The 19052-nt window shown below is 38.8% G+C and carries 17 protein-coding genes and 1 pseudogene; 9 read left to right on the plus strand and 9 right to left on the minus strand.

Features of this window, described 5'->3' with window-relative positions; genetic code table 11:
* Window positions 1–83: 83 nt before the first annotated feature.
* The 6 genes from merC to HYD28_05585 form a co-directional block, all read right to left on the minus strand.
* Window positions 84–473 (minus strand): organomercurial transporter MerC, encoded by a 390-nt coding sequence (gene merC, locus HYD28_05560; GenBank protein ID QLE08473.1) that lies wholly within the window; start codon window positions 471–473, stop codon window positions 84–86.
* Between the two features lie 60 nt (window positions 474–533).
* Window positions 534–911, minus strand: a complete 378-nt coding sequence (locus HYD28_05565; protein QLE08474.1) for a MerR family DNA-binding protein — start codon at window positions 909–911, stop codon at window positions 534–536.
* Window positions 912–1133: 222 nt separating this feature from the next.
* Window positions 1134–1598, minus strand: a complete 465-nt coding sequence (locus HYD28_05570) for a hypothetical protein (GenBank protein QLE08475.1) — start codon at window positions 1596–1598, stop codon at window positions 1134–1136.
* A complete protein-coding gene (locus HYD28_05575; GenBank protein ID QLE08476.1) occupies window positions 1595–3679 on the minus strand; it encodes a hypothetical protein in 2085 nt (694 codons plus the stop codon). The genes HYD28_05570 and HYD28_05575 overlap by 4 nt, the downstream gene beginning before the upstream one ends.
* Window positions 3676–6447 carry a hypothetical protein gene (locus HYD28_05580; protein QLE08477.1) on the minus strand — a complete coding sequence of 924 codons (2772 nt, stop codon included), beginning with the start codon at window positions 6445–6447 and terminating at the stop codon, window positions 3676–3678. The genes HYD28_05575 and HYD28_05580 overlap by 4 nt, the downstream gene beginning before the upstream one ends.
* The gene (locus tag HYD28_05585) at window positions 6431–7921 is read right to left on the minus strand and encodes a site-specific integrase (GenBank protein ID QLE08478.1); all 1491 of its coding nucleotides are present in this window, start codon (window positions 7919–7921) and stop codon (window positions 6431–6433) included. Before HYD28_05585 ends, HYD28_05580 begins: the two co-directional genes overlap by 17 nt.
* Window positions 7922–8006: 85 nt before the next feature.
* Between HYD28_05585 and HYD28_05590 the strand changes: the two are divergent.
* The 3 genes and pseudogenes from HYD28_05590 (at window position 8007) to HYD28_05600 (ending at window position 12646) form a co-directional block, all read left to right on the plus strand.
* Window positions 8007–8264, plus strand: a pseudogene (locus tag HYD28_05590) (PhoH family protein).
* Between the two features lie 61 nt (window positions 8265–8325).
* Entirely contained in the window at window positions 8326–11754 is a 3429-nt protein-coding gene (locus HYD28_05595; GenBank protein QLE08479.1) for a response regulator, read from the plus strand.
* Window positions 11723–12646, plus strand: a complete 924-nt coding sequence (locus HYD28_05600) for a diguanylate cyclase (protein ID QLE08480.1) — start codon at window positions 11723–11725, stop codon at window positions 12644–12646. The genes HYD28_05595 and HYD28_05600 overlap by 32 nt, the downstream gene beginning before the upstream one ends.
* 31 nt (window positions 12647–12677) lie before the next feature.
* Here HYD28_05600 and HYD28_05605 read toward each other — a convergent pair whose 3' ends face one another.
* Both HYD28_05605 and HYD28_05610 read right to left on the minus strand, forming a co-directional pair.
* Window positions 12678–13058 carry a DUF3192 domain-containing protein gene (locus HYD28_05605; protein ID QLE08481.1) on the minus strand — a complete coding sequence of 127 codons (381 nt, stop codon included), beginning with the start codon at window positions 13056–13058 and terminating at the stop codon, window positions 12678–12680.
* 162 nt (window positions 13059–13220) lie between these two features.
* Window positions 13221–14165 carry a D-2-hydroxyacid dehydrogenase gene (locus HYD28_05610; protein ID QLE08482.1) on the minus strand — a complete coding sequence of 315 codons (945 nt, stop codon included), beginning with the start codon at window positions 14163–14165 and terminating at the stop codon, window positions 13221–13223.
* Window positions 14166–14259: 94 nt separating this feature from the next.
* On the opposite strand from HYD28_05610, the gene zntR reads away from it, so the two are divergent.
* The 4 genes from zntR to HYD28_05630 all read left to right on the plus strand — a co-directional run bounded on the left by zntR (window position 14260) and on the right by HYD28_05630 (window position 17567).
* Window positions 14260–14673 (plus strand): Zn(2+)-responsive transcriptional regulator, encoded by a 414-nt coding sequence (zntR, locus tag HYD28_05615; protein ID QLE10494.1) that lies wholly within the window; start codon window positions 14260–14262, stop codon window positions 14671–14673.
* A complete protein-coding gene (locus HYD28_05620; GenBank protein QLE08483.1) occupies window positions 14657–15937 on the plus strand; it encodes an SO_0444 family Cu/Zn efflux transporter in 1281 nt (426 codons plus the stop codon). The genes zntR and HYD28_05620 overlap by 17 nt, the downstream gene beginning before the upstream one ends.
* Window positions 15938–16091: 154 nt before the next feature.
* Entirely contained in the window at window positions 16092–17222 is a 1131-nt protein-coding gene (locus HYD28_05625) for a 1-acyl-sn-glycerol-3-phosphate acyltransferase (GenBank protein QLE08484.1), read from the plus strand.
* Between the two features lie 99 nt (window positions 17223–17321).
* Entirely contained in the window at window positions 17322–17567 is a 246-nt protein-coding gene (locus HYD28_05630) for a DUF1289 domain-containing protein (protein QLE08485.1), read from the plus strand.
* On the opposite strand, the gene HYD28_05635 is transcribed toward HYD28_05630, so the two are convergent.
* Window positions 17564–18133, minus strand: a complete 570-nt coding sequence (locus HYD28_05635) for a hypothetical protein (GenBank protein ID QLE10495.1) — start codon at window positions 18131–18133, stop codon at window positions 17564–17566. The two genes, HYD28_05630 and HYD28_05635, sit on opposite strands and share 4 nt — an antisense overlap.
* Before the next feature lie 285 nt (window positions 18134–18418).
* Here HYD28_05635 and HYD28_05640 point away from each other — a divergent pair, with 285 nt between their 5' ends.
* Window positions 18419–18619 carry a DUF3283 family protein gene (locus HYD28_05640; protein ID QLE08486.1) on the plus strand — a complete coding sequence of 67 codons (201 nt, stop codon included), beginning with the start codon at window positions 18419–18421 and terminating at the stop codon, window positions 18617–18619.
* A 1-nt stretch (window position 18620) separates the two neighbouring features.
* Window positions 18621–19046, plus strand: a complete 426-nt coding sequence (locus tag HYD28_05645; GenBank protein QLE08487.1) for a GNAT family N-acetyltransferase — start codon at window positions 18621–18623, stop codon at window positions 19044–19046.
* The last annotated feature ends 6 nt before the right edge of the window (window positions 19047–19052 follow it).

A 19052-nucleotide genomic window follows, 5' to 3' on the forward strand; every position in this document is an offset into this window, starting at 1 on the left:
GTAATACCATTGGCAAGCGTTTGTAGGCATGGTTTCAACTTTGCTAAATCCACATTCAGGGCAAGTGATTTTAGATTCTAGTTCTATACCTTGCATACTGGTTCCTTAATGGGCTTAACAATATCTAAAATAGACATTACGACCATCCAAATGATCCCAAAGTAAAATAAGTAAGTGCTCCAGTCGTATTGCCATAAAGGATAAAGGGTCAGCAATACTGCAATTGGGCCAATGACACTTAAAACGCCTCTCAATGAATCTCGATGTTGATACCAATTATAGAAATTAACTAACAACGCTAGTGAAGCAAATAATGGCAATAAGGTGTTCACCGCTATCCCTTCAAAATGTGAAAGAAAACCTAACCCAAGAGCAGATGCCAATGAGCCGAGTGCAGGAAAACATGCTGTGCAGCTAAGGGCGGCTAGCCAAACGCCACCAGAACCTACTTTATCTAGAATTTTATTGATCATAACTATCTACCTCAATTTTTAAGGTAGTATAAACTCCGTACATAAGTACGGGGTCAATAGCTATTTAAGTGAATTTATTACCGGGCAGGATTGAGGGTCTTGATTGGCCTTGCAAGAATCTGTCATATCTTGAATTACTTTCTCTAATCGCTGTAAATCAGCAATTTTATTACGAATGAGATTAAGTTTTTGCAACCCCATCGACTCAATATCAGCGCAACTGTCACTTAGTGACATAAGCGATTCAATTTCTTTCAGCGTAAACCCTAATGCTTTAGCTTTCAGAATAAATTTGAGTTGACTGGTAAGGGCATCGCCATACATTCTGTAACCAGACTCTGGTTTTAAAGGTTGCTCTATCAGACCTTGGCGCTCATAGAAACGGATTGTTTCAACATTGATATCTAAATCTTTTGCCAGTTTTCCAATGGTTCTCATAAACATACTCTTTAGAAGCAGAAATATCATTATACAATTAATGCGGATTGCCTAAACTCAATTTTATTGCATGAACGGGGTCGCTAAGCGTCCTCTTTGTAGAATTAAGTTCACATATCCAGATCACTCTGACCGTCTCTTGTTCGCTCTTGCTGCCTGTCAGGTGAAGTCTAAGCCTAATCAACAAAACTGTAAGTTGAGATATGAGCTACTACATCTAATCTATTGTTTCGTTGAAACTAATTCAATAATTTCACCAGTAGACGTATCCACTCTTATTTCTGTATGTTGCCCTGAATGCTGAAGTTGATTTTGTAAATCGGCATTAATCAGTTTGAGCTTATCTATTTCTGCGTACATTTCACTCAACAACACTAATAACTTTGTATCTTTATTATCGATTTCCTTAGTGCCGATATTATTTTTTTGCTTTTCTTTAGCAAGCTTGCTTTTTAGTTCGGCTACCTTTGTTCTGAGTTGTTTTATTAAATTATCTTTATTTTTTTCTTCCCAAGTTAATTGAGCTTTTTCAATACTTTCTCGTAACTTTACCCATTTTTCTTCTTCTTTAGATAGATTCGCAATATTTCTTTTAGCTCTCGTTGCTACTGCATTTTTGGTTATCTTGCTGCCATCAGATTTCATCTCTTCAAAAGCACGTTTTATATCATCATATGCGCTACTCATGCTTGTTCTCCTTGGTTTGTATGCGCTTTGCCTTCATCTAATACATAGTCAGCTGCTGCTATATTATTTTTCCAGTGAATAGCAAATAGCTCGTAATCTTCTTGCTCTTCTGTGGTTGATGCTGCATATGCCTCTAGTTTCTGGGTCGCATCTTTTTTTATCACTTGCCAATTGACCTTGTGGCGTTTGGTAATGATTTTACTACCACAATACACACAGCCACTAGGGATTCCTGCTCCTTTTATCTTGCAAGCTTCTCCCGCAGTGCAGTACCCCGTAGGCAAGCCACGTATGTTTTTAATATTTTTGACGAGAAATTTTTTCAGTTCTTCAATTGAACTGAAATGGATCTGCTTAATCACAGTCGAATCTTTACTTTGACTATCAGTAATACCTATTATCAGATCTTTAGATGTTTTATTAATTTGCTCACCAGCACCACCTTTAAGTGATTGTGACTCGGCTTCATCTATTAACTCTTCTGCAACACGGTCAATTAAAATCTCATTAAACTCTTCAGTAGTTTTAATTAAAGTTGTTGAGGCCAAAAATGCTCTTCGAGTATAAACAAACGTCATTAGGCTGGTTAAATGTTTAAATTGATATCTAATATCATCAAGCTCACCTAATTTATTGGCAATGACAAAGTAGGCCAACGTATGTCGAAACATGTGAGCGGTTAATCTAAACGTATCGCCTTCTTCGTATGGGACACCTCTATTCTCTCCTCTAACTTCTTTGTAGTTAGATTCAAGGCGTTCAAGCTCTGCTATATCATCATCGTCTAGAGTTAAGTCAAAAAGCTCAATGTTTTCACTGTTTTTAACCTCAAATTTTGTGAATCGCCCAGCATCGCTAAAACTAACACTACAGCTACTATGTGAAACCCCGAAAAGACGGTTTCTTTCTAACCCTTCTTTCAAGTTGTGTGCTTGACTACTTGTTATATTGGCTCTGCATGAAGAAAGTACAGCTTTTGCCCTTTCTTGCATACCGAACACATATTTTTCGTAAATACCAACACACTCATGTACTTCAGCGTTTGAAAACCATTCCATCTCAACCTTACTGTTGTCGGTTTTGGTCATGATTGCCGTAATGTAATAAATATCATCTTTGTAATTGGCACAGCCAACCTTGCATGTAAGTACTTCGTTATATCTCATGCCTGTATAGGCCAAGATATTAATGTATGTGGCTAATTTTAAATCTTCTAATTCTTCGGATAATTGAATGAATTCCACTTCATCGGGTAAGTTTCTTACATGTTTTGCTATTAGCTCACCTGTACTAATTTTGGGCGGTGGTTCAACGGAGCCTTCATTTAAACTATCTATTAAGCGTGCATTTAATTCTAGCCATCGTTCTATCTTATCCTTAGAGTTTTCAACTATTTTTTCTGCAAACTTCAGAATTTTTTTCATTACTTTAGTAGGAATGACAGGGTGCGAATAAGTGACTGGTCTCGGATGGTGTAACTCGTTTAGTTGGTTAAGTACATCAATAAAAACACTACACACCTTAGGGCCAAAAAGACGAAAGCTGCGCTGCACGTCAAATAGTTTAGTAAATGAGTGTGATTGTCTGTAAATAGCTATTTTCCTGACTTCATATAAATAGTCTTTTATGAGATTCCTAATAACTAAGTCAGATTTGAACTCCAACTCATGAAATGAGTGATAACCTCTTTGTCTTAAGAAGGCTGCAAATAAATTTAGATACGTTACATCATTTTGAAGTGTAGAGATTTTTAGAGGTTTACCGCCTACAATATCACCATGTGTGAGTTTAATTAGTGAATAAATTCGAATTTGATATGCTAATTCATCAACACCTTTAAAATTCACATTTCTTTGCGTTTCTTCATAGCTTATCCAAGTGTCATCGCCAAAGTGAATAGTGCCATGTTTAGCAATATTCAATGCTCTGTTTTCCCACAAAGCAATCGAATTAAAAGCGCTAGTATCATCAACTTTAAAATCTTCTAACACCTGAACCAAAGGTTTTATAGTGATTTGACCTGTATGTGTTTTTACAACAGCGATATCAAGTAGTTTTGTTTTAGTTATCTCTTTGGTCATAGCAAACCTGTGTTTTTCCAATGAGGATGAATACCCTCTGTTCTCAATAGTTCTTTTCCATCAGTCACAGCTTGAGCATTAAGCTTGGCAATATCAGCTAATATTTCGTTAACCCTATTTTTCAACTGCTCTATGTTTTCCAGTTGCTCTGTTATAGAGTCAAATGTTGCGGCTGAGTTTTCCATATCAGCAACAACAAAATCCCGGTATGACAAAAGTTTCCAAACATGCAATGCGTCAGCAACACAGCGATAGAACGGACACCACAAGCATGCGTTAAAGTCGGCACATGCATGCTCGTTTGTATCTCGCTGGTCTAATAATTTCCTGTTTTGTGATTCGAATGCCACTACTGCGGATTTATCTTTTGAGTTAATGCATGTGCCATTCGGGACTTTTTTACCGTCTTCTGGTGGAGTCTGCAAAATGATTACTTTGTCGGTAACATCGCGAACAAAATAGTCTGCCATTGTTTTTGTCGCTCTGTTGATTGTCATTGCAACATCTTTGTTATCTTGCATTAAATAATGACGCAAGAACGTTTCATAAGAGTGCTTGCCAGCTTTTTGATACCACTTAAATTCTTTGGCAACTTTTCGGTAAATGTAGTTAAGCCCTGATTTTCTGATCTTTTGCGAATTAAATACGATATCACACCCAAGCTCAGTCAATATCCTATCTATAGTGGTCTTGAAACGTGATGCTGTTAATAATTGAATCTTTACTTCTCCAATACTATTTACTTTGGGAAAAACAAAAATTCTTTTTGATAGGTTCTCAATAGAAGGGCGGTAAATAGACGTAAGTTTAGTCGCAGCCTTAATATCAAATATTACTGGTTCGACAACGTCGCCGTATAAGACGCCTTCTTTTTCTAGATCTTCGGCTTTAATTTCAAATTTATGCCATTGTGTTTGATAATTAGCTCGGCGTTTAAATAAACGAAGAGCAGGAGTTTTACTTGAATGTAATGGCGTGTTAAAGAAAAATAAGTCGTCAGTATCAAGCTCTAGCGTAGGAGTTGAATTCCAACCAGTTTTCAATATGACTTTTGCTGCATAAAGTGTAACTTTGTCTTTAATTGTGAGTAAGGTCTCAGAAAGCCCTTTTTCTATGTAATATGCTAATTCTACTACTTCTCTATATGAGTAGAGCTTATCTTGATTCTGAGAGAGTTGCTCTTGATGTTGTGCAGTTAATTCGGTGTTGACCGGAAAGCTTTTAATAGTATCTAGACCATAAAACGATAGTAATTTGTCGATAGCGCTCTGATATTGATTACCAACAAAAACCGACAAATCGCCTTGTTTTGATTTTAGTTGAATTGCCTCTCTTATAGCCTTTAGTATCTCACAGTTATTTTCAACAAAAGCATGAACCCCATGATTGGCAATAAGCTTCATTTGTTCATCTGTTAATGATGATGCATTTTCTTTCAATGCTCTAGCCATACTACCTATGTAACCTTTGAGAGTGACGATGCCTATGCTCTCGCCATCAATTCGCTTTGTAAAAACTTTATGGTATTCGACTAGGTTTTGATAAAATTTATAGGCATTGTCATATACCCACTCATGCTTCTGCCATTCGGTAGTGTCACTTTCTTTAAGGTAATAGCCCAATGAGTAGGGTAATAAACTTTCCTTTGCGATTTTTTCACCCGTAACAAAGTGGTAAAGGTCCAATGCAGCGTTTAGTAGCAGTAAAAACTGCTGGTTATTTTGAGTTTCTTCTTGGTAATGCTTATAAAGGTATTTAAATCCCTGAAGGCCATTTTCTGCAAACCCTTGAATTCCACGCTCACTAAGCAGCTTAATTATTGGTGATGCTACGCTACCAGCACTATTCAACCACCTTGGAAATGATAAAGTTGAGGATCTAACTCTTGTTGTATTAGCTTCCGAAGCGCTTGCTATCTGATTTTTCAAAAAAGCATCAACTTCATTGCCAAATTTGGATGATATGCTTTGTGCATACCCTATCACTTCGGCTTCAGTTTTAAATTGATTGACTCTAGCTTTACCCCACACATCGGGTAGTATAAATTTTAAAAAAGTACGGAAGTTGTGATTGCATATAAATGATGAAACGAATTCCCTATCCTTTAATGTTGCCAATAATGGCAGTTTGACGCGTTCAGTATTCTTAAAAGTATCATGTAGACAAATATTTATAATAGCAGTCGCAGTTTTGAGGATGTTGTCTCTAATAGAAGAATCTTTGAGGCTTAATTCTGGAAGGACGAGATAGTCCAGATATTTTTTTAGTAATTTACGAGTCTCTTTTACTTGATGGAATTCAAGTTCGAATAATTTAGTTATGTCGATTGAAGTAGCCCCATTTACTAGCCTAAAAGGAGCGTTGATAGCGTTATCATAAAAATGAAACTTAGCTATGTTTTCTAAAGCTTCTTCTATACGAGTAGCATAACTAGGTAGCTTGACATCATTTATTTCATTAATGCAAAAGTATTCCAGTTCTTGCCAAATTTCAAAGTCTGATAGAGCATTTAATCCCGAAGTTTGAATTGATGTCGCAGTATCTGCACTAACCTTATTAAGGGCTAGAGGAAGAATGTGCTGTAAACTGACACAAGCATTCCGCAAGCGACTCATTGAAATAGCAGTGTCGTCACCTGTGCTAATATTGCTTTCTTTGTCATATGCCCTGTTAAATAAAACGTCTAACTGTTCGGCTAGAACAATTGAATGAGGTTTAAATCTAGCAGGAATACGATTGGACTTCCGCGTTTTAACTTGCTGTAGCATCTTCAGCCTCACGCATAAGCAATTCGTTAACATCACCGTAGATATCTTTTACCCACTCTGACATCGCTCCGTATGCATCCACTGATACACTTTTGGCAAAGTCGATGTAACGTTTGGTTGTTTTAAAGCTTTCGTGACTCATCAAAGTCATTAGTGTTTGTCGGATGGAACTTTCTGATTCACCTTTGTCAATTAGGTATTTAGCGACATAAGTAGCAAAGGTAGCGCGTAAGTCATGGAATGTGCGTAATAGTATTTCTAATCCCTGCTTCCTTTGTTCTTTTCTAACTATGGAAATAGTATTCCCCGGTGTATCTTCGCTTATCCGCGATCCTGAACTATTCATAAACAAAGGAAGCGGATGTTCGCTATTGTCCATACCATGATTAGTCTCATGTTTGGTACGTCGCTTCATATTTTGAATTGTCAAAGTGTGATTGTACAAAAGCTTCATTAGAACTCGCGCTATTGTTAATCTCACTGGCTTATGTCCTTTTCGTACAATGTTCAATTTTGGAATACGTTTCTCGTTTTCTTTTTCATCAGGGTTAAAGAGGTCTTTCTGGTCGATGGCCGAAATTTCAAAAGATCGAAGTCCACCTAACAAGGCACACTGCAAATAAAGTTTATAAGTCTCTTTTTGAGCTGTATTCGTCTCCAGTAACTGTTTAAGTTCTTTTGGAGAATATGGTTGTAGACCTTTGTCTGGTGAGTCTTCTTTTTGTTTCAATGTATTTGGAATGCTCAAATTACTGACCCATTTCCATAAGCCCCCAGAACGATTGTTGCTGGTAGGTAATTGAAACAACGAACTGACACCTGATTTAGCTTTCGATTTAATACGTACCTGTTTGTATTCAAGTGAGAAGGGGAGGCTATCTATAGCTCCGCGCTTATGGCTCCATATATAGAATGCTTTAACAGCTCTAATTCGTTCTTGAGCGCTGTTAAAGCTTATGCGTTTAGACTTATCTTTGGTTTCGACTCTTTCACATAAATGTTTGTGATATCTCCACACAGGTAACCTAGAAATATCATCATCTACAGATTGTTTTGAAAGTGGTGCAGCTATTACTTCAAAATAGGATGCATCATCTTTATCCAACCAATCTAAGAAAGCTTTTAAGTGCTTAGCTATACTGCGAACAGACTTAACATCTAATGGCTTTCCCGGTTGGCTGGCATGATAAGCGTCACTAAAAGCCTCATTGTCTATTTGATTCTTTTTGAGACTGAAATGACCTTCAAAGCGGTGCATTAAAAATAAGTTCATTTCTTGGCATTCGGTGAAGCGAGTCGGGTGATATAGCACTGGAAAATTAGGTTCTATTTTATCGTGCCTATATGAGTGAGTTCTGATGCCTTTTTCAGTCTTAATAGGTTGCCCTGATTTATCGAGGTGAAAAGACATTCCTTTTCCAAAGTTGACTGATGTTTTAATTATTTTAGTTTTTGTTGTATTTCGAAGTATCATTTTCGTTCACCTTTGATTCTTAGCTAGAGTATGTGTGTAAAAACTTTTTTGTTCAAGTTTATTGAGGGTATGATAGTATTATATCAATTCGGGGGTGATTTTGGATGAGAGTCAAAACTTAACTGCGTCGCAGTTGAAAACTATTATCACTCGCTGTGGCGAAGGCACTAAGCTAATTTGCTCAGGTAACCTTGCGCAAATCGATAGTAACTACTTGACCCCAGTGACCTCTGGCTTAACTTATATTGTTGAACGTTTTAAAGATTTTGAGGGCAGTGCTACTGTTAACTTAAATGGTGTAGTACGTAGCAGGTTAGCCAGCTTTGCTGAAGAAAATTTATAGCTTGCCAGTATACTTATGCCTCGTTAACCTAGCTGTAACGAGGTAAGGTACATATAAGCCAGTGAATTTTTTACCATTAAAGCATTATTATCGCTCTTTGGCAGTGGCACTTATTGTGCCGCTGCTGGTGGCGTTTTTTTTGTGTTTACACCTGTATAACTTAAAACTTGAGCGAGTGATAGAAAGCAGGCAAAACGGATTTAATAATATTACTGCTCAGCTTTCCCATGCGATGAATGCCGCGGATGGCCTCATAGACACCATGTTCAGGCTTTATGAACAGCCACTTTCTTATGATTTTGATCCTAGTTGGACACGTAATGTGAATCAATATGATCACTATTACTATCAAAGTGTGGGCGATGGAGTGGGGGAGATAGTCGGGCAAGGAAAGTTTGCCTCAACGGCTTATGCAATTAATCAATGGCGACGAGTTATTGCCCTCGGCCCCTCGTTTAATACCACTCTGTCACTTATTCAATCTTTAGAAGCCGTGGCTTATGTTAATGAGCAAGGTTTTGTTTATATTAAGCGCCGTAGCATAACAAAAAGTGAATTTCTGACCAGTGTGTTAGATAATAAATTTCGACCTTTATTAATAAATAGCAACAATCTTGCCTCTAGCTCAGTGTTGACCATTAATGGTCATGCCTATTTTGCAATTGGCAAGCAAAGAGCTGCTAATAGTCGCGATTACATTGTGTTGATTTATGATCTTGAAGCAATTTCTAATTGGTTAAAAAAAATAGCGCCTAACTATGGTGAGTATATTTTTATCAATCAAGATAACCAAGTTATTGCCAGCTCAAAGGCAACGCTTAATACGACCATTAGTGCCAGCGAACATTGGCCGCATGTCGCGGTAGATATGCGCAAAAATAACGATAGTCATTTAGTACAAGAAGCTACCAACTTACCTATTTACACTCGTTTCTATGAATCACAGCAAGCTCTTAGTGAACCAGTTGGCTATGACATCTTTTTAGAGTTCGCATTTTTGAGTGTTTTTTTAGTGATGATGTTCAGCGCTGTTTTTTGGTTGAGTCAGCGCATTTTTGTAAAACCGATGACGCACTTAATGAATTACCTTGAGCAGCATGATGAAGGCAAACAAGCGTTAGTTCATTATCGGATTCCTGTTGATTGGCAGCCTTGGTTCAGCCGTGTGAAAAAGGTGTTTAGTCGTAATGAGGAGCTCGTTCAATCTTTACAAGAGGCAAATAAAGCGCTTGATTCCCAAGTACAGGTAAAGTCAAAACAATTGCGCCGTAGTATTGATGCGAAAGAGCGTCACTTAGCGTTATTAAATACTATGCTAAATAACGTGCCGGATCTTATTTACTTTAAGAATATCGATGGCTCGTTTTTAGGCTGTAATAAGGCGTATGAGCGTTATATTGGCTTGCCACAAGAGAAGTTAGTGGGCCAGCAATTATGTGATATTAGTGATGATAACGGCGAATTAAACGAGCTTGAAAAGCAAGTGCTTAAAGACCGCCAAGCTTATCAAAAAAGATTGACCACAGAAGATAGTAGTTATCTGTTTAGCATTGTGCCATTTTACAACGAGCATCAGCAATTTCTTGGCACTATGGCGATTGGTCGTGATATTACCGAGCAGCATAATGCGCTTAATGCATTACAAAGCTCTGAAGCTAAATTACGCAGTGCTATGGAATATGCTGCTAATGGAGTGCTGTTGGTTTCGCTTGAAGATCAGGTGCTGCAAGCAAATAAAGCAGCACGTAGAATCTTTGCAATTGAAAACGCCAATGACCTCAAATTAATAGACTTATTTGCAGAGCCATCTTATCAGACGCTAAAGGATACCTTGACAGAGTTACTGCATGAGAAGAAAAAAGTTTATCACTTTAGTCTTGAGCAGCAAGAGCAACAGCGGTGGTTACAAATTAGCGTGTCATTAGTTTGGAATGCTGAGCAAACACCCGATTACTATGTTGTTCATGTACAGGATGTGACGGATTTAGTGCAAGCAAAAGATGATGCAGAGCGAGCAACATTAGCTAAAAGCCGTTTTATAGCTAACCTAAGTCATGAAATACGCACACCACTTAATGCTGTACTAGGCTTAATTGATGTGATTGCACTGCAAGGGTTAACACAGCCGCAGCGTAACCATGCCGAGCAAGCAAAATCTGCAGCCAATAGCTTGCTTACCTTATTAAATCGTATGCTAGATTTTGCCCGCGCTGAAAGCTCGCAAGTACAACTTAATAAAGCCCCTTTTAGTGTGCCTGATTTAATCGATTACTGTCAGGGGATCACAGCTCCCTTATGTGCGAATAAAAATATCGAGTTTAAAGTCAAATGTGACCAAAGTATTAGTGATAACTTGGTTGGTGATCAAATTTGCTTGCAGCAAGTATTAGCTAACCTACTCACTAACGCAGTAAAATTCACCGAGCAAGGTACAGTGACATTAAACTTAATGCTGGTGGAGGAATCTGCTGAGCAGCAACTTATTTGTTTTACAGTCAAAGACACCGGTATTGGTATTAGTAAGGCCGATCAAAGCCGCTTATTTGATGCATTTACCCAAGGCGATGAATCATTAACGCGCTCTCATCAGGGGGTTGGTTTAGGTTTAGCGATTGTTAAATACGAAGTTGCATTGATGGGAGGCGAAATTAAGCTTGAAAGTGAAAAAGGCAAAGGCAGTGAATTTTGCTTTTGCTTGCAGCTCGATAAAGCCGTAGAGCCTGTGAAAAAAGAGCTGGTTTCATTGCCTTCTAGTACTGATCTATCTGGACTTTTAGTACTTGCTGTGGATGATAATCCACTAAATTTAAGCATTATTAAAAGCATTTTAGAGCAAATTGATGTCACTGTTGTGTGTGCACACAGTGGTGAAAAAGGCATTGAGCTGGCAAAAAGCCTCAGACCTGATCTCATTTTTATGGATATTCAGATGCCAGAAATGGATGGTTGTCAGGCAACGCGTATTATTCGTCAGTCTTTCACTAAAGAGCAAATGCCTATTTATGCACTCACTGCACACAGTGAAAGCGAAGATATTGAGCATTCTATTTCGGCCGGTATGAATAAGCATCTCACTAAACCTATTGTTGCCAGTAAATTATTTTTAGCAATGAGTGAGTTGGATAGGCCAAAAGAAGTCTTTTTTGATCAAGCTTTTATAATGTCTCAGTTTGCAAATAATACTAAGTTAGTATTAACTATGTTGTCGAAGTTTGCGACTATGGCAGCTGAGCAGCTATTACAAATCTCTACATTAAAAACTACCAATGAGTTGGTTCGTGTAGTTCATAATGTTAAAGGATCAGCTGGCAATCTTGGTTTTAAGCGATTGTCAGCGTGCGCACAACAATGTGAAGCTAGGCTTAAAGCAGATGGCGAATTGCCCGAGCAATTAAATGATGAATTGCAATGGCAAATAAAACAGGTCATTGCATTTATCATTGAACAAGGATCTACTGATGTTGAAAAGAGCCAAGGTACTGATTGTTGATGACGATCCGTTAAATCGCTTGGTATTAGAGAAAACATTACAGCAAGACTATGATGTTTTTTGTGTAGAGAGTGGCGAAAAAGCACTGACGTTTTTAAAAACGGAGACTGTTGATTTATTGATCTTGGATATTGTGATGCCAGGCATTGACGGTTATGAAGTGCTAACTAAGTTAAAAGAAAACGCTGCCACCAGTATGTTGCCTGTTATATTCATTTCTGCAAATACCAGCCATGATGACGAAGCTAAGGGCCTTGAATTAGGCGCGATGGATTACATCACGAAACCATTTAGTGCTGCTATCGTTCGTGCCCGTGTACGCAATCAGCTGCTGATCAAACAAAAAAATGACTTACTCGAAATGCTCGCCTCAATTGATGGCTTAACTGAGATCCCAAATAGACGTTATTTGGATGAAAACTTAGCGCGAGAGTGGCGCCGGTGTCGTCGAGATCAAACTCCGTTATCAGTGTTATTAATGGATGTCGATCATTTTAAACGTTACAACGATTGCTATGGCCATCGTGCAGGTGATGACTGCTTAAAAAAAATTGCTCATGCCTTAGTTGGGGCGTGTGAGCGAGGCAGTGACTTTGTTGCTCGTTATGGTGGTGAAGAGTTTGCTGCGGTACTTCCAAATACCTTTGCCAATGAGGCTATCTCGTTTGCAAATAAACTACGAAATGCAGTGAATGAGTTAAACATTCTACACAAAGCGTCGCTAAATGCCGACCATGTCACAATTAGTATTGGTATTGCGACCACAGAAAATGGTCAGGTTTATGCAGAACAAACCTTGCTAGAAGAGGCTGATTTAGGTCTTTATCAGGCTAAAGATGCCGGGCGAGATCAAATTGTATCGAGAATGATCGCTGTAAATGAATCAGAGTAGGCAAAGCCTACTCTTAACTTTAGCTTGCTAATTAGCCGTTACTTAGCGATTTATAAATTGTATCACCCACACCAATTAACTTATCATTTTTAAATACGAGTGGCGTACACTCGTCTTTAGTCATCTTGCCATCAGAATGAATGCTATGTGTTACATAGAATAATACCTGATAAACATCATCACCTTGCTTTAACAACTCGGTAAAGTTAGGTGTATTCAGTTTGTTTAATACGGTTTGGTAGCTTGTATCTAATGCGAGATTAGAAATCACTTCACGGTTACTTTTATGCTGTTTTTCCCAGCTAGAAGAACTACCAGCCCAATGAGTGTCGGCTTCACCGTCAGAAACAGCGATGACACAGCCAGTTAAAAATGGTGCAGTTAGAGCGGCAATTAGAAGTGCTTTTTTCATGTTTTTTATCCCTAAGAAATTGTTTTATAGTTAAACCTTGATAGCAAACTGCTTGCCAAAAATTTTATTTCTAATAAAATCATTGGGTTAATGTTATTTTGCGCAATGGGGCTAAGTAAAAAGTCACTAACTACTTAGCTCTATTGACTAATATATTGCCTTTTAGACCAACCTGTTACGCATCTCGCCCTGATTAAATGCCTGAATATTTAAAGCTATTTCGTTAACTAAGCGAACAATAGACTCTTGGCTTGCCCATGCGATGTGAGGCGTGAGCAATAGGTTTGACCCTTTGTAGAGTGCTAGCGGGTTTGATTGCTCTGCGGGTTCTTTGCTGAGTACATCAACACCAGCTCCAGCAATGATATTATTAGCCAATGCATCTGCTAAATCAGCTTCATTGATGATACCACCACGGGCGGTATTAATAATGATGGCTGACGGTTTCATCATTCTTAACTCTTCCGCGGCTATTTGGTTGCGAGTTTCATCAGTTAGCGGGCAGTGAACACTAATAATATCCGCTGTTTTTAGGGCGTCATTAAAACTGACGCGACCTTCACGAGGTGCTTGGCCTTTACGCTCACTGATGATGACTTTGGCACCAAAGACTCGTGCTACGTCGGCAACGGCTTTACCCAGTGACCCATAACCAACAATTGCCAATGTTTTGCTGGCAATTTCATTAAAGCTGTAATCTAGGCGACAAAACATCGGGCTTTTTTGCCATAAGCCTTGCTGACAATCATTAATGTATCTGTGAGTATTACCCAATAAATTAGTGATTAGAGTAAAGGTATGTTGCACCACACTTGGTGTTGAATAGCCCGCTACATTTGTCACTGCAATGTTATGCTTCTTAGCCGCCTCTAAGTCAATGTTGTTAGTACCTGTGGCTGCAACGCAAATGAGTTTTAATTTAGTCAGCTTAGCCATGGCGTGCTGATCAATCACCACTTTATTACTGATAACTACATCTGCATCTTGGCTGCGCTCAACAACTTGTTCTTGGCTGGTTAAGTCATAACAGGTTAATTTACCTAATTGCGCTAAGGCATCTAACGAAGTGTTGGCTAATGTCGCTGCATCAAGGACAGTAATATTCATGTGCTTTCCTTTTTTAATTTATTGCTTGACCTTGGGGTGTACTCCAAGGTTTATAGTGAGCATAATAAATAAACGCTTCACAATGGAGACGGTGATGAAAATAGGTGAGTTTGCCCGTCAGTTGGGTGTCTCAACAGATACGCTAAGGTACTACGAAAAGCATGGTTTGTTAACGCCAAGTTCGCGTTCAGACGTAGGATATCGTTTTTACTCTGAGGATGATTATAAGCAAATGGCTTTTATTCTCAGAGCAAAGAATGTTGGCTTTAGTTTGGCTGAGATTAAAGAGCTACTTCAGATTAAATTTCATAAAGATCAGCACTCTTGCCATGAAGTTAAAGAGATGACGTTACAAAAACGTGATCTCGTTGCACAAAGAATTGCAGAGCTTACTCGCTTTTATGACTCACTTTCATTATTGGCAGATAAATGTTGTGGCGGTGAAGAACCTGCTGAAAACTGTTCGATACTAACGACGCTGGAGGATATCGATGGACTTACTCATTAATTTTTGGCACCTGTTTTTACTCTCAGCACCTTGGTTAATGCTAGGCTTATTCATCGCAGGTCTTTTAAATGTGTATTTGCCTGCCAACTTTCTTAATCGCCATTTAGGCAAAGAAGGCCTATGGACCACAGTGAAAGCGGCCTTTATTGGTGCCCCAATGCCACTGTGTTCATGTGGCGTAATCCCTGCGGCAATCGGTTTAAGAAGAGCGGGGGCGTCAAAAAGTGCCACCACAGCATTTTTGGTATCAACTCCTGAAACTGGGGTCGATTCAGTCTCCGTATCTTATGTGTTATTAGGTCCATTTATGGCGGTGATTCGCCCTATTGCAGCCGTATGCAGTGCGATTGTGGCAGGTGTTTTAGTAGGTAAAGACAGTGAATTTCATCAACAGCAAAGTACTCAATCTGATAAAGAAAGCACTAAAACAGACTCTTGTTGTAGCAGTAAACAACCAGAGCCTATGACCGCATCAAGCTGTTGCAGCAAAGAGGCACCTGTAAAGCCCGCGCAAAGTTGTTGTAATAAGCAAACGCTTAAAGAACCTGAGCCTGTTAAAAAAACAAGTTGTTGTAGTAGCAAGGAACTGCAACCAACACAGGGTCAGCAACACAGTTGCTCAACAGAAAAAGAAGCACCTTCGCAGAAAAGCTGTTGTAGCAGTGAGCACTCAACTAAAACCGTTGAAAGTCGTTTTAGCAAACTGAAACGCGCGGTGAGTTTTAGTTGTAACAAGCTGCTTGAAGACACCATGATCTGGTTAATGATCGGTTTATTCTTTGCTGCTCTAGTACAAACTTATGTACCAGAATCTTATTTAAGCCAGTGGGGTAATGGCATCCTTGCGATGCTGGTGGTCATTTTAATCAGTATTCCTATGTACATCTGTGCGACTGCATCGACACCTATTGCGGCAGGCTTATTACTCAGTGGTGTGTCCCCCGGTGCGGTGCTCGTGTTTATGTTAGCTGGGCCAGCAACTAATATTGCAACGCTTGGTGTGGTTGGAAAAGAGCTTGGCAAGCGAGCTGTATTTGCCTACCTATTAGGGGTAATTGGCACGGCGCTAGCATTTGGCTTTTTAACCGATTATTTAGTGGCGCAGTATGGTTTTGTGGTTGCGCCTATGATGGGCGAAGAGCATGAAGTTTTACCTCATTGGTTAAGTCTTGCAGCGGGTATTGTATTGGCGATTTTAATGCTTAGATTGGTCCTCAAAATGGTATTAAAAAAGTCGTCTCAAACTGGTAAGAGCATTACTTAATTATTTGTTATAAAAATATTTTTTTACATTGATTGGGATTTAAGTTGGTTAACTATCGCGTCTCGGTTCGCATTTAAAATTGTCTGAGTTATAATCCGCCAATTATTTTTAACGGCACGCATCGCGTGCCGTTTTTTAACTTAAGTAGTTTTTAATGAGTGAAAGTGTGGATAAATACGCCGACATAAGACCTTACAATGATGATGAAGTAGCTGATTCAGTAGCGCGTTTGATTGCTGATAATGCCTTTGTAGATGTAATCGCTAAGTATAACCTACCGCGCTTTTTATCGAACTTCCCATTTCTTACTCGTCCATTGGTACGCAGCCAACTGCGTAAAAAATGGGGTAACACCTCATCGGTTGAGCAAGTTCAGCATGAAGTGGCTGATTATTTAAATAAATTAATTACCCGTACGACTTCAGAAGTGACGTTTTCTGGCATAGATAAACTAGATCCAAAACAAGCCTACTTATTTATCTCTAATCACCGCGATATCGTGCTTGATCCTGCGCTGGTGAATTGGGGCTTGTTTAAGCACAATATGCCGACAGTGCGCATCGCAATTGGTGATAATTTACTGCAAATCCCTTATATCACTGAGTTAATGCGTTTAAATAAGAGCTTTATTGTGAAGCGTTCAGCGAAAGCACCCAAAGAGATGCTAAAAGCGCTGTCGCAGCTGTCTGCTTATATCTATGACTCACTCGCTGAAGGCCACTCAATTTGGATAGCGCAAAAAGAAGGCCGAGCAAAAGACGGTTTTGATCAAACAGATCCAGCCTTACTTAAAATGTTGCAGTTACAAGGTCGTAAGCAGAAGAAAGAATTTGCTGAGTACGTACGCGAACTAAAAATTGTACCTGTGTCTATCTCTTATCAATACGAGCCATGTGCGATTGCTAAAGCGAAAGAGCTTTATCATAAACAGCAACATGGTCAGTATGTTAAACAGCAGGGTGAAGACATTGCCAGTATTGTTGAAGGCTTTAGTACAGCCAAAGGACATGTACATTTAGCGTTTGGCGAGCCAATTGAGTCGGGCTGTGAATCGCCTGAGGAGCTTGCAAAAACGATTGATCAGCAAATAGTTGATTCGTTTTTCTTACACCCAGGTAACTATATAGCGGGTGGTTGCACGCAAGCTATAATTGATGAAGAAGATGCCGCTGCCTTTAATGAGCGCATGGCGAAAGTGCCAGAAGAGTTAAAACCTCTTGTATTAGCGATGTATGCAAAACCATTTCATCGTAAAGCAGAACTTGCTACAAGCGAGTCTGAGTAAGCGATACAGTTAGTTTAAGAGGCCACTTTTTAAAGTGGCTTTTTTTATGGTTAATTTTCAGGCTATACTTTTAATATTCTTTATTAACCGGCATTTGTGATGCAACAAATTGAAATATTTGAAATTCCAAGCCCTTGCAAAGGGATATGCCAAGTTAATAACCGAGGCTATTGTAAAGGCTGCTATCGCAGTCGGGATGAGCGTTTTTATTGGAATAAGTTTACTAACGCGGAAAAGCGTAAAGTGATTAGCTTATGCCAACAGCGTTACAAACGTTACCTTCAGAAAAAACAGCAAGCACAACAGCAGCAAACAAACCCTGAGCAAGGTGGTTTTGATTTTTAAAATTCAGTGAGGTGGTATTTTGATTTTAGAAAGTGCACCGTACCGTTTTCATCAAGCTTTTTGAGTACCATGGTCAGTTGTGGAATTATTGCTTTATGGCGTTTGTGAACAAAGTGATAGCTCTGCATTGGCATTAACACTTGTTTATGAAAGGCTGTTTGATTAAAGTTTGGGTGCTTAGTTGACAGTAAAAAGTCTAGCAATATTGTCCCTTCAACACGTTTTTGTGTTAGTAAATTAAGCTGAGCAGTGACATTTCTGACTTTGATAACATCACCATTAAATGGGTGACGTTCGATATAACTCTGTGCAGCTGGGTAGCTTGATTGAATTGCTAAAGACTTGAGCTCTTCGTATTGACATTGCTGGCAATTTTTCAGCAGAACTAAATTAAAATCAAAAAGCGGATAATCGACTTTCAATAAATTAGGATAATTATCCTTAACATCAGCAATGCGACCTAACTGTCCATCGAGCACACCTTGGTTAGCGGCCACTAAAGCATTTTGATGATTGAAATCGATAATATGGACCTCATAACCTATTTCCTTATAAGCCATTTTCATTAAATCAATAACATAGCGAGCTTGTGGTGTATCGGCAGGACGATTAAAAATCAGTAAGTTTGTGCTGGCGTTACTTAAGAAGCAAAAAAGCAGCAAAAATAAGGCAAATCCGTAATTAAGATACTTCGACAACGTGCATTCCTTGCGTACATAAATTGCTCGTTAATCTACTTATATGTGCCTCCAAAATCAAGTTTGTCGTGGTCTTTTTAGCCTAATAAAAGCGATTAAAGCGGTCTAATTTTGTTATACTTGTTAAATCAAAAAATTTATTGCTGAGAAAGTATGAGTTTCAATTTATGTAAATTGCCGCGAGAGCAAAAATATCAAATTCAATTGGATTACGAAGCGTCTTTTTGGGCCTATCAAATAAAGCGCGGAAAAAACACGCGTGAGGGCGTCTATACTGCAATAAACAATCGCCCTATCTCTGAGCAAGCTTTTCTTAAGCAGCAATTTGAGCATTACCTTTCGCTAATGAGCTAACATGGCAGACTTCAGATTTTGTTTACTTGAGCCGATTAAAACGCCCTTAGTAAATAAATTTTATGACAAAAACAATGCCCGTGGTCGAGCGACCAAAGCTGATCAGGTGTGGGTTGTTTACAAAGAGTTAGAAATAATTGCTGCCTGCCGGGTTCAAGACCAATCAGGACAATTGTTTTTGTCTACTCTTTATGTTGATGAAATGTGGCGGGGTCAAAAGGTAGCCTCACAATTGCTTACTACTGTAGCTGATGCACAAAAAGGAACCGTTTTTACCTTCGTGTACCAAAATCTGATTGATCTTTATCTACAAAATGGGTTTAACTATGCATTAACATTACCCAATTCTTTGCAATCGTTGTTTGAGGTATATGCGCATCGAAAAGTAGTTGCGATGCACTTTACGCGTGACACAGTGCCAAGTTAGCAATTT

This window comes from Pseudoalteromonas shioyasakiensis, from assembly GCA_013391845.1.
In the GTDB taxonomy this organism is placed as follows: domain Bacteria; phylum Pseudomonadota; class Gammaproteobacteria; order Enterobacterales; family Alteromonadaceae; genus Pseudoalteromonas; species Pseudoalteromonas apostichopi.

What these genes read in the sequence shown, in the direction of transcription:
- HYD28_05610 (QLE08482.1), bottom strand. Translation starts at nt 14,165, where the DNA reads ATGAATATTACTGTCCTTGATGCAGCGACATTAGCCAACACTTCGTTA.
- HYD28_05600 (QLE08480.1), top strand. Translation starts at nt 11,723, where the DNA reads ATGTTGAAAAGAGCCAAGGTACTGATTGTTGATGACGATCCGTTAAAT.
- HYD28_05585 (QLE08478.1), bottom strand. Translation starts at nt 7,921, where the DNA reads ATGATACTTCGAAATACAACAAAAACTAAAATAATTAAAACATCAGTC.
- HYD28_05620 (QLE08483.1), top strand. Translation starts at nt 14,657, where the DNA reads ATGGACTTACTCATTAATTTTTGGCACCTGTTTTTACTCTCAGCACCT.
- HYD28_05635 (QLE10495.1), bottom strand. Translation starts at nt 18,133, where the DNA reads ATGAAAATGGCTTATAAGGAAATAGGTTATGAGGTCCATATTATCGAT.
- HYD28_05580 (QLE08477.1), bottom strand. Translation starts at nt 6,447, where the DNA reads ATGCTACAGCAAGTTAAAACGCGGAAGTCCAATCGTATTCCTGCTAGA.
- HYD28_05640 (QLE08486.1), top strand. Translation starts at nt 18,419, where the DNA reads ATGAGTTTCAATTTATGTAAATTGCCGCGAGAGCAAAAATATCAAATT.
- HYD28_05645 (QLE08487.1), top strand. Translation starts at nt 18,621, where the DNA reads ATGGCAGACTTCAGATTTTGTTTACTTGAGCCGATTAAAACGCCCTTA.
- HYD28_05605 (QLE08481.1), bottom strand. Translation starts at nt 13,058, where the DNA reads ATGAAAAAAGCACTTCTAATTGCCGCTCTAACTGCACCATTTTTAACT.
- HYD28_05575 (QLE08476.1), bottom strand. Translation starts at nt 3,679, where the DNA reads ATGACCAAAGAGATAACTAAAACAAAACTACTTGATATCGCTGTTGTA.
- HYD28_05625 (QLE08484.1), top strand. Translation starts at nt 16,092, where the DNA reads ATGAGTGAAAGTGTGGATAAATACGCCGACATAAGACCTTACAATGAT.
- merC (QLE08473.1), bottom strand. Translation starts at nt 473, where the DNA reads ATGATCAATAAAATTCTAGATAAAGTAGGTTCTGGTGGCGTTTGGCTA.
- HYD28_05570 (QLE08475.1), bottom strand. Translation starts at nt 1,598, where the DNA reads ATGAGTAGCGCATATGATGATATAAAACGTGCTTTTGAAGAGATGAAA.
- HYD28_05565 (QLE08474.1), bottom strand. Translation starts at nt 911, where the DNA reads ATGAGAACCATTGGAAAACTGGCAAAAGATTTAGATATCAATGTTGAA.
- zntR (QLE10494.1), top strand. Translation starts at nt 14,260, where the DNA reads ATGAAAATAGGTGAGTTTGCCCGTCAGTTGGGTGTCTCAACAGATACG.
- HYD28_05630 (QLE08485.1), top strand. Translation starts at nt 17,322, where the DNA reads ATGCAACAAATTGAAATATTTGAAATTCCAAGCCCTTGCAAAGGGATA.